Genomic DNA, 12,749 nt, shown 5'->3' with positions numbered 1-12,749 from the left:
TTGCGCAATGCCCTATCTTATTATAAATCTTTTTAATAAAATATCATGACACAAAAAGGAGATCCCTCAAGTGCCGTATCACGTTTTTATACGTTATTAAAGCAATCCCTTAAGGGAGAAAATATAGACTTTACACAAGGCAGCATTCGCCGTGCCGTATTGCTTCTTGCCATACCCATGATGCTGGAAATGGCTATGGAATCGGTATTCGCATTGGTCGACCTGTATTTTGTAGGCCATCTTGAGAATAGCAGCTTCGCCGTACAAACTGTTGGGCTTACAGAATCCGTACTGGCAGTGGTCTATTCCATCGCCATAGGCATGAGCATGGCCGCGACCGCCGTTGTAGCGCGCCGCATAGGCGAAAAAGACCCTGTGGCTGCGGCCAAAGCAGGTATGCAGGCCATCATCATCGCAGTGGCGGTGAATGTGGTCATTGCCGTTCTCGGATTTATTTATGCGACCGACATACTCGTTATGATGGGGTCATCGCAGGAATCGGCGGAGTTTGGTACCGACTTCGTTCGCATCATGATGGGCGGTAGCTTCGTGATCATGCTATTGTTCCTGTTCAACGGAATATTCCGCGGCGCAGGCAATGCTGCCATTGCCATGAAAAGTCTTTGGATAGCCAACATCTGCAACATCATACTCTGCCCCATACTCATCAACGGATGGGGCCCTGTACCGGCCTTCGGGCTTACGGGCGCAGCCATTGCCACCACCATAGGGCGCAGCGTGGGTGTACTGTACCAGTTATACAACCTGTTTAACGGCAATGGCATCCTCAAGGTATTCGTATCCTACTTCAAGCCGAATTTTGACCAGATAAAAGAGCTGGTCAAAATTGCCGCACCGGGCGTACTGCAGTTCATCATTGCCTCCTGCAGCTGGATATTCCTGGCACGGGTGGTAGCACAAACCGGTGGCGACGAAGGTTCGGCAGGTTACCAAAGCGCGCTGCGCATCATGATGTTCTTCATGCTGCCGGCATGGGGGCTTAGCGGTGCTGCAGCAACGCTCGTGGGGCAGAACCTGGGCGCTAAGGATGTGGCCCGTGCCGAACGGTCGGTATTCGTGACCGCTAAGTTCAATGCGATCTATATGGCAGTTATCATGGCCATAACCCTTTTGGCGGCTGAGCCTATGATAACCTTTTTCACAGTTGATAAAGAAGTGCATGACATTGGCGTGGAAGCCATCCGGATATTGAGCGCCGGATATGTGTTTTACGGTATAGGTATGGTGCTCATCAACGCCTTTAATGGTGCGGGCGACACCAAAACACCTACATGGGTCAACCTGTTCGGTTTTTGGGTGTTGCAAATTCCGCTCGCCTACGTGCTGGCGCTACACTTTAAAATGGGTCCGACGGGAGTCTTTCTTGCCATTCCTATAGCCGAAACTGTGATGACGATGATCAGCATTGTGCTGTTCAAAAAAGGACGATGGAAGAAAGTCGAGGTATAATCTGACATTACATTGTAAACACTATTCACTACTGTAGTGTTAATACCAGTTAAATTATAACTTATAAGCCCGCACATTGCGGGCTTACCTTTTTATACTGCTAATTATTATTACGATCTCTGCACATATCACAATAGTTCCGGTTATTTATAAATTAACTTAACATTCTGATTTTTCGGACATTATAACTGTCTCTTTACATCCCACCAAAATCTTAAAATTATGATGATGAAATGTAAAAGAGCTTTCCTGTAGCCTCGTCTACAGCCCACTCAGGTTCAACACTTGAAGTTACACCACTTAGTCCCATGGCATCGGGCATATACATGGTGAACATAATGCAGGGAACGCAAACAACCACTAAAAAATTGATAATACTATGAAAATGATAATGATGTTTAAAAAGGCGGCGTGGGCAGCAGTTATAATATTCCTATTCCTGTCGGCAGCATTGTCGGCAGCACAGGAATTCGAGGATGATGTAGATGACGAAGTTGTTGACGAAGAGCCACCTGTCCCTATAGATATTTATATTCCCATACTGCTTGCAGGGGGAACACTAATAGGATACTGGTTACTGAAAAGGCCGTACGTAAATGTAAAATAAGAAAAAGGGACGATCTCGAAAGGATCGTCCCTTTTTTTATGCTGTCTTATAATCCGCGAATTTCTCCCTAACTTCATCCAGCACTGCATATACATCGGTAGCGGCATCGTGGGTTACCATGCGCTGGCGGTATTCCTTAAAGTTCGGAATGCCCTTAAAGTAGTTGGTATAATGCCTGCGTGTTTCAAATACCCCTACCCTTTCGCCTTTCCAGTCGATGGCCCATTGCAGGTGGTTGCGGGCAGCCTCTACCCTGTCTTCGAGGGTTGGAGCGGCCAGGTGTTCACCTGTTGCCATATAATGCTTTATCTCATTGAATATCCATGGGTAGCCAATGGCGGCGCGGCCTATCATGATGCCGTCTATACCATAGCGGTTTTTATATTCCAATGCCTTTTCGGGGCTATCAATGTCCCCATTGCCAAATATGGGAATGTTGATGCGGGGGTTGTTCTTCACGCGGGCAATGTGGCTCCAGTCGGCCTCACCCTTATACATCTGTGCGCGGGTACGGCCGTGTATGCTCAAAGCTTTAATGCCTACATCCTGCAGGCGTTCGGCTACCTCTTCGATGTTGATGGAATCATCGTCCCAGCCGAGGCGGGTCTTTACGGTCACGGGAAGGTCGGTACTTTCAACCACGGCTTTGGTAAGGCGCACCATCAGGCCGATGTCCTTTAGTACAGCGGCGCCGGCGCCCTTGCAAACCACCTTTTTTACCGGACAGCCAAAGTTGATGTCGACAATATCGGGGTTTACAGTGGCGACGATCTTAGCGGAAAGTGCCATTGCTTCTTCGTCCCCGCCGAATATCTGGATGCCTACCGGTCGCTCATAATCGAATATATCGAGCTTCTGCCTGCTTTTCATCGCATCGCGGATCAGTCCTTCCGACGAGATGAACTCACTGAACATAAGGTCGGCGCCATGGGTTTTGCATAGCCTGCGGAACGGTGGGTCGCTAACATCTTCCATAGGCGCAAGCAATAAAGGGAATTCCGGCAGCTCTATGTCTCCTATCTTAACCATCTTCTTCATTTTGTGCAAAATTACATTTTATTGTCCAAATATAAAGAGGCATTGATCACTGACTTGTATGCTCATTGAAAACTCATGAAGTTAGTACCATAATTAGACAATTTGGATATCTTTCCTAGCAGCCATAATGTTTTTTTTAACATTTTAAATTTTCTAAGATCCTAAACAGCTAATTAACAGACGCATTAGATGTACTATAAATTTCATCAATTATGATATAGATATATAATCGCACTATAATTATTCAAAAATACGTACAGAACTTATTTTTGACCACACAAATGGCAAGAAAATTAACTCAAATATTAAAAATGAAAGAAAATACTCTCAAAATTAAACGTTAATAAAAAGATATTTAACATTTTGTTAAAATTTGCCATCCTTTTTAATCCCTTATTTTGTACCGTCCACATTCAAAAATTAATTTATGATTCACACAATTACCCTCAAAAAACAATTAACCATGTTGTTTTTGCTGATAGCCACAGGGTTATCTGCGCAAACGCTTACAACTACCTCACCTACCCTGGTCACCCACAGGTCAGCAATGATCCTAAACGGATCAGGATTCACTGCGGGTCTAACTGTTCGTTTTTACACAAGCGGTTCTTCAGCAACATCCTCTACTAATTTCGTTGATGTAACACCATCATCTGTCACATCAACGCAAATGTCGGTTATTGTCCCTGCGGTAGCGTCTGCCGGTGCGGGTACAGTAACCCGTTCTATAAGATTTAACAACGGCGGAACGCTCTCCAGTGCTTATAACTACACTTATGTAGCACCTGTTGCTACACCAACAGGGTCGGGCATCACACAGATCGTTACCAATTTTGGAGGAAGCTGGGTTTCCAGCACCGCAGCTAATAATTCTGTTCAGCCGGACACCGGACACAGTGTGGTTGGATTTCGCTACGGCGGGGTGCTTTATAGTACCGGTAGTGAACCTGCAGTAGCAAATGTTCTTACTGCAGCAGGATTTGCATCGGGCAACGGCACGACTGCAAACACTTACCTACCCGGAAATTTCAGGGCACTACCCGTTAAAAGCATTTCGGGAACCGTGCCTGCGTCAAACAGCAGTAACCCATGCCTTATCATATTAGGTAATAAAACGGACGGCAGCTCTACAACCGCAGTACATACTGCCCCCTCTGTAACCGGCCTTTCACCACGTGATGTACTTATTGACGGTATTCGCGGAATGGGAATCGGATCTGGTGTGACTAACCTGCCTACTTATTCTGTATTATCTTTTCAGTCGGGCAATATAGTAAATGACAATACCGTACTTACAGATGCCATACCAGATATCCTTGTATCGCAGATCGCGTCACCAAGCGGCGAATTTGATGTATTCAGCTTTATCGATGTCAATGGTAACATTGTAGGGAATCCGGTTCAGATCGGGTTTAGCGGAACTAGTTCCGCCATTTTGGGACATAATAAGATAGACCTGTTCACCATGGCTACACCAGGGCAGCTTGACACTGCGATCATAAACGGAAGCACCGTAATTGGTACAAATACACGTGAAATACGCATGGTAGGCTATAAGTTATCTGATTTTGGTATCACAGGTACGAATAAAGCCCAGGTAGCGAGCTTTAAGGTAATGCCCTCGGGAACCAGCGACCCGGCCTTCATGGCTTATAACAGGAGTACATTCGAAATTCCTGCTCCGGAGATCAACTCTCAGCCGGTTAGCCAGGCAGTATGCCCGGGCGGCACAGCATCGTTTACCATATCTGTTACCGTTGGAGGCAGCGAGATCACCTACCAGTGGGAAAAAAATGGTAATCCGATCTCTAACGGAGGCAATATAAGCGGCGCTACTTCGGCTACCCTGCAAATAGCAAATGTTACGGCTGCCGATGCAGGTGTGTATCGCTGCCTGGTAACCAACAATACAGGAGCGGCATTCTCTAACGCTGCTTACCTGAACACTGTTATTCTATCGGCTACGGGCACAACGGGCTGTGTGAACACAGGAACCAACACTACCCGCTTTGTAGAAGCAGGAGCACAGGGCATCAACCTTGCTTACCAGTGGTATGATAACGGGACAAATAACAGCAACACAGGGGGTTCACTTATAACAGGAGCTACATCAAGCACCTACTACCCACCAATGAATACGATCGGTACAAAGTATTATTATGCAAAAGTATATAACACAGGTACCTCAACAGCACAATGTACTGCAGTATTTACCAGCGCTGTAGCCGCTACAGTTACAGCTACCGCGAATGCAGGCATAGTATCGGCGAACCAGGTAGTGTGCTCAGGCTCAAGTGCTATATTTACCACTACAGGCTACACAGGCACACTGCAATGGCAGGACTCCGCTGACGGTACAACGGGATGGGCTAACGTTACCACCGGATCTGGAGGTACGACACAAACCTACACCACTGCCCCGCTAACACAGGCACGTTACTATAGGGTGATCGCAACATCGGGCGGTGGAGACTGTACAGCTACATCACAGACAAGAAATGCGACCTTAACAACATTTGCTGTATGGGAAGGCGACGTAAGCAACGATTGGAACACGGCAGGCAACTGGGCTTGCGGCGTAGTACCTACTCTATTGACCGACGCGCAGATACCTGTGGTTACCTCGCCAAACGTATACCCAAGGATAACGGGCGCTACCGGAGGCGGATTTGCAGATGTAAGGAACATAACCATTGCGACCGGAGCCAATATCGTAGTTGCAAACGGTGGATCGGGTGTTTTCCGTATCGCGGGTACAGTGAATAATACCGGCGTATTTGATGCACAGGACGGTACAGTGGTGTTCATGGGAACTTCTGGCGCACAGGCTGTGGGCGGTGATACCTTCTTCAACAAATATGTAAGGAACCTTACCATAAACAATACCAATGGATTTACCCTTGCCGGAGAACTGAACCTTACAGGTATACTTACAATGACAGCCGGCCAATTCACTACAGGAAACCAGCTTACCCTGAAAAGTAATGCGGTACATACTGCAATGATAGCGCCGGTAACAGGAAGCATAAGCGGAACAATGACCATTGAGCGTTACATTCCGGCACGCAGGGCTTTCAGGCTGATAAGCTCGCCTGTTGACGGTTTATCTATTTATGCCAACTGGCAGCAAAGTGGCAGTGACCTGCCAAACTGGGGTACAGACATTACAGGTGCAGGCGGTGCCGCGAACGGCTTCGATGTATCAGGAAGCAATAACCCTTCACTATTTACTTATGACAACGCGGGTGGCACATCGTGGAACGCGGTAACAAGCACACTAACCAACAACCTTATCGCGGGGCAGCCATTGCGTATGCTTGTGAGGGGGGACAGGACAATTAACCAGGCATCGAACTATGCTGTACCAACTACAACAACGCTACGATCTACAGGTACGATAAAAACAGGCACTGTTACAGTGACCGACCTTCGTGATGTTGCAGGAAAATTCAGCTTTGTCGGAAACCCATACCAGGCACCGGTAAATATGGAAAGTGTAATGGCAGAAGCGACCAATATCAACACCGGGTTTTACTATATGTGGGACCCTACCCTTGGAGGAGCGAACCCTACTGTGGGCCAGGCTGGCGGACGCGGCGCATACGTGACCGTACTCCTTCCGGGCGGAACCAATACGGCAGGCTCGGCAGCGAACAAATATGTTATGCCAAACCAGGCTTTCTTTGTGCAGACAGTTAATGATGGAGCTGCGTCACTTACATTCAGGGAGAGCCATAAAACACTCCTTACGAACAACACTCCGAACGTGTACAGGTCGGCTGCGGATGCTACCGACGCATCAATAGCGCTTAAGATCTACGATCAGGCATCGTTCCAGCAGAACGAAACGCCATCTGACGGTTTGATAATCGATTTCAGCGATATGCACTCTAATGAGCTTGATACTATGGATGCTCCTAAAATGGGCAATCAGGATGAGAACCTTGCGATACTTAAAGGGACAGCACGCTATAGTGTAGAGCGCAGGGCTACACCTGTACTTAACGATGTGATACAACTCTTCAACAACCAGTACAGAAAAGAGGCTTACACATATGCGGCCGATGTAAATGGCATGGAGAATGGCCTGACAGCTTACCTGCAAGACAAGTTTGCCAATACAATGACAGAATTGGTGAACGGCGAACGTACACTGTATAACTTTAATGTGGATGCTAACAACCCGCTAAGCGTTGCTGAGAACCGTTTTGACATTATTTTCCAGACTACTGCTTTAGGTAATGGCGGATTTGACGCAGCATCATTTAAAGTATACCCTAACCCGGCTTCTGGAAGCGAATTCTTTATTGATATGCCCGCTTCACCTGAGAATACCACTGTTATTATCTTTAATACCATTGGGCAGCAGATAGGGACAAGCATAAGCACACAGGCAGGGAACACTGTAAAAGTAGTACCTGATACAAAACTGGCCGATGGTGTTTACATGATAAGGATAAGCAATGGCAAAAGCGTTGCGACGAAGAAACTAATAATAAAATAAGAGCCATGAAAAAAACAGTTATAAACAATATATACAAACCGGTACTATTAGTTTTGTTGATGCTGATGCCTGTGATCGCAGTTGCGCAGGATGAGGATACAGAATTTGAAGATGATGTGGATGATGAAGTTGCCATGCCCATCAATGGCTATGTTGCAGCCTCCCTTTTGGGAGGATGCGCAATGGGCTATGTACTATTAAAACGTGGACAGAAAGTCTCATAAATTGATAATTATTTGATCGGAGAAGCGGGGTTAACAGCCCCGCTTTTTTATTTTGAGGATATTTACAATATTTATATAATAAATAAAAGTATTGCATTGAATTTATAGTGAAATTACTACTGACAGCTACAACGTTGTAGTGTTAAATTATTAACATTCTTATAAATTCACCCCTGATAATGTGAATGTTATGAATATTATTTGTTGTTTTGCAATACAATTTCAAGATATCTTTAGAGAATGATAACCCCTGCCCCTGAGGTTATTTATTAGTAAAAACATATTTCTTTAAATTTACTTTGCTATAAGTAAACAGTGCATGAAGCCCCCATTTCATGCACTGTTTTATTTTACGCCCAGGCTGTTTACTACTTGCTAACTTTAACTATATTTGCCGATTAATTAAGCTCCTTTATGGAGGCCCGCACGGAACGCGCCAAATTTTGCCGTACCTGCATAACATGATAACTGACGAAGATGAAGAATATCAGGAATTTTTGCATCATTGCGCACATTGACCACGGGAAAAGCACCCTGGCCGACCGCCTGCTCGATGCCACACAAACGGTGACCGCCCGCGAATCGCAGGCACAGCTGCTCGACAACATGGACCTGGAACGCGAGCGAGGCATTACCATAAAGAGCCACGCTATCCAGATGGAATACACCTATAAAGGCGAGCAGTACATCCTCAACCTTATCGATACTCCCGGGCACGTGGATTTCTCCTACGAAGTTTCACGATCTATAGCCGCCTGCGAAGGCGCACTGCTTATCGTAGACGCCGCGCAGAGCATACAGGCACAAACCATATCGAACCTGTACCTCGCACTGGAGAACGACCTTGAGATCATCCCCGTACTAAATAAGATCGACCTGCCAAGCGCCAACCCGGAAGAGGTAAGCGATGATATCGTAGACCTTTTGGGCTGTAAGCTCGAGGATATTATCCCGGCAAGCGGTAAGACCGGCCTTGGTGTAGAAGCGATACTGGCTGCCATCATTGAGCGCATACCGGCACCAAAAGGCGACCCGGAAGAGCCATTGCAGGCACTGATATTCGACTCGGTATACAACCCGTTCCGTGGGATCGAGGTTATATTCAGGGTGAAGAACGGATCGATAAAAAAAGGACAGAAGATCAAGTTCATGGCTACAGGCAATGAATATTTTGCCGACGAGATAGGTACGCTGAAACTGAACCAAGTGCCGAAACAGATAGTGAGCGCAGGAGATGTGGGTTATCTTATCTCCGGCATCAAGGAGGCAAAAGAGGTAAAGGTAGGCGATACCGTTACCGATGCCAAAAACCCTACGACCAATATGGTAAGCGGATTTGAGGATGTAAAACCGATGGTATTCGCGGGCATTTACCCTGTAGATACCGAGGATTATGAAGAGCTCCGCAACTCGATGGAGAAGTTGCAGCTGAATGATGCCTCATTGGTATTCGCGGCAGAAAGCTCGGCCGCATTAGGCTTCGGTTTCCGATGCGGATTCCTGGGCATGCTCCACATGGAGATCATACAGGAGCGCCTGGAGCGCGAGTTCAACATGACGGTGATCACCACGGTACCCAACGTGTCGTACCTTGCTTACACCAAAAAAGACCCGACCACGCCACTGATCGTAAATAACCCGAGCGACCTCCCGGAGCCGTCCAAGCTGGATCACGTGGAGGAGCCGTACATCAAGGCGACCATCATCACCAAGTCGGATTTCGTGGGCAACGTAATGAGCCTGTGTATCGAGAAGCGCGGCATCATCACCAACCAGACGTACCTGACCACCGAGCGTGTGGAACTGAACTTCGACATGCCGCTGGCAGAGATCGTGTTCGACTTCTACGACAGGCTGAAAACGGTATCTAAAGGCTATGCTTCGTTCGACTACTCCCCTATCGGGATGCGTACGTCGAACCTCGTTAAGGTCGACATACTATTGAACGCCCAGATGGTCGATGCACTGTCGGCGCTTATCCATGCGGACAACGCCTACCACATTGGCAAGAAGATGTGCGAAAAGCTAAGGGAGCTGATCCCGAGGCAGCAGTTCGACATCCCTATACAGGCAGCGATCGGCGTAAAGGTAATTTCACGCGAAACGATAAAAGCCCTCCGCAAGGACGTTACCGCCAAGTGTTACGGTGGTGACATCTCCCGTAAGCGCAAGCTCCTCGAAAAGCAGAAAAAGGGTAAGAAGCGCATGCGCCAGGTGGGCAACGTAGAAATACCGCAGGAAGCGTTTATGGCGGTTCTTAAATTGAACGATTAGTCTTTATTAGACGTTGAGATAAAAGATAATAGATGAGACCCGTAGCAGCAGTGTTACGGGTTTTTTTGTAGATTTATTTAGGATAAGTACCAAAGTTTTTGAACATATTACTTTTATATGAACCTTTTTCGTCGAATCTTACACCCTGAGGTAAAGGCTGACATAGTGATTTGTTTACAATTTTATCTCGCATCATTTTCTTTTTATTAAAATGTCGCGATATATTTTGTACTATGTCTGTATAATTGTCTTTACCATTCCTTTCATGATAAAATACTTTTATTGATCGACAATTATTATGTTCAAAAATAGTGTTGAGTAATATCCTATCCGACAAACCGCAAGAATGACCCATTATATAAACTTGAAATTTATCGCTTTCAATAAAGTCCAACATGTCCTTGTAGTTCGAGTTTTGAAGATATTGAAATGATTTTATATTTCTTAAATATTCATTGTCATCTTTCTTTTCAAGCAAATTGTAGCCCTCATCCATTTCGTCTCCAAATCCAAAATTAATTGAATTTGCAACATCGAATAGCTTGCCATGAATTTGTATCTGCCAAGTTTCTCCGAAAGCAATATTTCGATGCAAATGTGTACCATTTCTTGCTTCAGAAATATATTTATCTATAACCGGAGTGTAATTAAAATTTAATATTAAATTTCTTTGATTAATTTCTCCACTATTAAAATCTTGTTGAAGCGTCCTATTGTACCACGAATCAGCTAATTTGTTGTCAAAAGTTATAAGATCTTTATAATCTTCTTCTGAAAATTCTTTAAAATAAATATGGTCAGGATTTCTACTTAAATACAGTGGCTCTACTGAGAAAATTCTCAATATTTCTTTATAGTTTTCATTGGGAATCTGGAAATCATATCTTTCAGCAATATTGTCTTTTAAATATTGTTCTAAGAGATTTTTTACTTGTTCAAATTCCTCATTTAGTTTCCTAACTTTAGAATTGTCTTCTTCTTTCAGACAATCTTTAAGTAGCTTGTAATATTCATTCTCAATATCGACCCAATTTTGTACCACTTTTTTACTGCAGACAGAGTTGAAAAAAGAATTGCTATAACCTATCTTACACCTATTAAATTGATCTGCAAACATTGGATCATAAGATTCAGAATATTGTTCTACAAAATTCATCATTGTAGAATAATCCGTAATCTTTTTAAAATCGTTACTTGCCGATAAATAGCTTGACGCCTTGAAAGCGAACTTTATATTTACGAATTCATCATCGTATGATGCGCCATTTAATGTTGTTTTGAAATGTTCCCTATTATTCCACTCCAGTATGAGTCAATAAAATGACCATACCCTGTGGGTAACCCATGTGCTAAATCAAAGCCGTTTCCAATAATAACTAACCTGTTCATCTTTACTTGTTTGACTCAAATATAGATTATTAATCAGTATTATGAAAGGCATCTACGAAATGATCCAGGCCTTCCGTAAATTCAAATCATAATCGCCCGGTAACGACGCAGGCACTGCGTCTCTATCCCAAAACTCCAAGCGATAATTCAGTTTCAAAACCCGCCCTCCAACCAAATGAATTCCCAATACTTAAAAAACTTTGAATTATTTTAAGTATTTAACCGTAAAAAAATACAGAATATAATTTTAAAGGGAATAAACCTTAAATATTTCCCACTTTATATTCATTATAAATTAGCCCGAAAAGGTTGTAGCTTTTGAGTTTCTGCCGTAAATTTGTTTGATTTTTCAAAACTTTACCTTCTTTAAACAAACATTATGGCAAAATCTGCACTATTGAAGTCCTCCATAGGAAAAAAATACTGGATGGCTTTAACAGGTTTATTTCTCTGCCTGTTCCTTGTCGGGCACTTGATCGGTAACTTACAGCTCATTTTTGCGGATGCGAAGGCATTTAACGACTATGCGGTCTTTATGACCACTAACCCAGCCGTAAAGATCCTTTCGTACGTTACTTACGCCTCGATCATTTTCCACGCGATCGACGGCATCATCCTTACAGTCCAAAACCAAAAGGCGAGGCCGATAGGCTATGCTATGAACAGACCTTCGAAAAACTCCATGTGGGCTTCGAGGAACATGGCGGTATTGGGTACCGTTATCCTGGTCTTCATTGTAACGCACATGGTGAACTTCTGGGCAAGGATGCACTTTGACGAGAATATGCCGCTTGCCAGCAAGGAGATCACCAACATGGGTGGTACGCAAAAAATGGCTATCGGTGTACTGGGCTCGCCAAACGCAATGATCCCGGTAAGGCCGGACGGCACGATAGACCCTGAATTGCTGAAGCAGTACAAACTGAAGCAGGTACACGTAACATCGGTCGTAGATGAAAAAGGCGAGGAAGTTTTTAAAGGCACCAAAGACCTACACAAAATTACAGTGGATTTCTTCAAGCACGAAAAGTACGGCCTTATCGCCACAATATTATATGTATTCTCAATGATCGTTCTTGGCTTCCACCTGTACCACGGTTTCGGCAGCGCGTTCCAGTCACTGGGCGCCAACAACCCGAAATACAATGGCTTCATCAGGGGCTTCGGTTATGCGTTCGCCATCATCGTGCCGGCGCTGTTTGCCGCCATTCCGCTTTACATTCACTTCTTACTAAAATAATCA

Annotated in this window: 10 protein-coding genes; 7 read left to right on the top strand and 3 right to left on the bottom strand. The window is 44.8% G+C overall.

Annotated features, from left to right (window positions below; genetic code table 11):
* The first annotated feature begins 45 nt into the window (after positions 1-45).
* The 3 genes from ACT6R0_RS17230 (at position 46) to ACT6R0_RS17220 (ending at position 2,077) form a co-directional block, all read left to right on the top strand.
* Positions 46-1,470, top strand: coding sequence for an MATE family efflux transporter (locus ACT6R0_RS17230; protein ID WP_444655098.1), 1,425 nt, complete (start codon positions 46-48; stop codon positions 1,468-1,470).
* Between the two features lie 308 nt (positions 1,471-1,778).
* Positions 1,779-1,853, top strand: a complete 75-nt coding sequence (locus tag ACT6R0_RS17225) for a T9SS type A sorting domain-containing protein (RefSeq protein ID WP_444655169.1) — start codon at positions 1,779-1,781, stop codon at positions 1,851-1,853.
* Positions 1,850-2,077, top strand: coding sequence for a hypothetical protein (locus ACT6R0_RS17220; RefSeq protein ID WP_444655096.1), 228 nt, complete (start codon positions 1,850-1,852; stop codon positions 2,075-2,077). The genes ACT6R0_RS17225 and ACT6R0_RS17220 overlap by 4 nt, the downstream gene beginning before the upstream one ends.
* 36 nt (positions 2,078-2,113) lie before the next feature.
* Here ACT6R0_RS17220 and dusB read toward each other — a convergent pair whose 3' ends face one another.
* The gene (dusB, locus tag ACT6R0_RS17215) at positions 2,114-3,106 is read right to left on the bottom strand and encodes a tRNA dihydrouridine synthase DusB (protein WP_444655167.1); all 993 of its coding nucleotides are present in this window, start codon (positions 3,104-3,106) and stop codon (positions 2,114-2,116) included.
* A 472-nt stretch (positions 3,107-3,578) separates the two neighbouring features.
* Between dusB and ACT6R0_RS17210 the strand changes: the two genes are divergently transcribed.
* The 3 genes from ACT6R0_RS17210 (at position 3,579) to lepA (ending at position 10,117) form a co-directional block, all read left to right on the top strand.
* Positions 3,579-7,619, top strand: a complete 4,041-nt coding sequence (locus ACT6R0_RS17210; protein ID WP_444655622.1) for an immunoglobulin domain-containing protein — start codon at positions 3,579-3,581, stop codon at positions 7,617-7,619.
* Positions 7,620-7,624: 5 nt separating this feature from the next.
* Positions 7,625-7,843, top strand: coding sequence for a hypothetical protein (locus ACT6R0_RS17205; protein WP_444655093.1), 219 nt, complete (start codon positions 7,625-7,627; stop codon positions 7,841-7,843).
* A 477-nt stretch (positions 7,844-8,320) separates the two neighbouring features.
* Positions 8,321-10,117, top strand: coding sequence for a translation elongation factor 4 (gene lepA / locus ACT6R0_RS17200; protein WP_444655091.1), 1,797 nt, complete (start codon positions 8,321-8,323; stop codon positions 10,115-10,117).
* A gap of 73 nt (positions 10,118-10,190) precedes the next feature.
* On the opposite strand, the gene ACT6R0_RS17195 is transcribed toward lepA, so the two are convergent.
* On the bottom strand, positions 10,191-11,294 hold the full coding sequence (locus ACT6R0_RS17195; protein WP_444655166.1) for an AbiH family protein: 1,104 nt from the start codon (positions 11,292-11,294) through the stop codon (positions 10,191-10,193).
* A gap of 89 nt (positions 11,295-11,383) precedes the next feature.
* A complete protein-coding gene (locus ACT6R0_RS17190) occupies positions 11,384-11,506 on the bottom strand; it encodes an AbiH family protein (RefSeq protein ID WP_444655089.1) in 123 nt (40 codons plus the stop codon).
* 379 nt (positions 11,507-11,885) lie between these two features.
* Here ACT6R0_RS17190 and ACT6R0_RS17185 point away from each other — a divergent pair, with 379 nt between their 5' ends.
* Complete coding sequence (locus ACT6R0_RS17185; RefSeq protein ID WP_444655087.1) at positions 11,886-12,746, top strand: succinate dehydrogenase cytochrome b subunit; 861 nt, start codon at positions 11,886-11,888, stop codon at positions 12,744-12,746.
* The last annotated feature ends 3 nt before the right edge of the window (positions 12,747-12,749 follow it).

The organism is Flavobacterium sp. (genome assembly GCF_052437795.1).
GTDB lineage: Bacteria > Bacteroidota > Bacteroidia > Flavobacteriales > Flavobacteriaceae > Flavobacterium.
Note: the sequence above shows the minus strand (reverse complement) of the source record. Positions and strands in the feature narration are given on the sequence as shown.

What these genes read in the sequence shown, in the direction of transcription:
- ACT6R0_RS17220 (WP_444655096.1), top strand. Translation starts at nt 1,850, where the DNA reads ATGAAAATGATAATGATGTTTAAAAAGGCGGCGTGGGCAGCAGTTATA.
- dusB (WP_444655167.1), bottom strand. Translation starts at nt 3,106, where the DNA reads ATGGTTAAGATAGGAGACATAGAGCTGCCGGAATTCCCTTTATTGCTT.
- ACT6R0_RS17185 (WP_444655087.1), top strand. Translation starts at nt 11,886, where the DNA reads ATGGCAAAATCTGCACTATTGAAGTCCTCCATAGGAAAAAAATACTGG.
- ACT6R0_RS17205 (WP_444655093.1), top strand. Translation starts at nt 7,625, where the DNA reads ATGAAAAAAACAGTTATAAACAATATATACAAACCGGTACTATTAGTT.
- ACT6R0_RS17190 (WP_444655089.1), bottom strand. Translation starts at nt 11,506, where the DNA reads ATGAACAGGTTAGTTATTATTGGAAACGGCTTTGATTTAGCACATGGG.
- ACT6R0_RS17210 (WP_444655622.1), top strand. Translation starts at nt 3,579, where the DNA reads ATGTTGTTTTTGCTGATAGCCACAGGGTTATCTGCGCAAACGCTTACA.
- lepA (WP_444655091.1), top strand. Translation starts at nt 8,321, where the DNA reads ATGAAGAATATCAGGAATTTTTGCATCATTGCGCACATTGACCACGGG.
- ACT6R0_RS17230 (WP_444655098.1), top strand. Translation starts at nt 46, where the DNA reads ATGACACAAAAAGGAGATCCCTCAAGTGCCGTATCACGTTTTTATACG.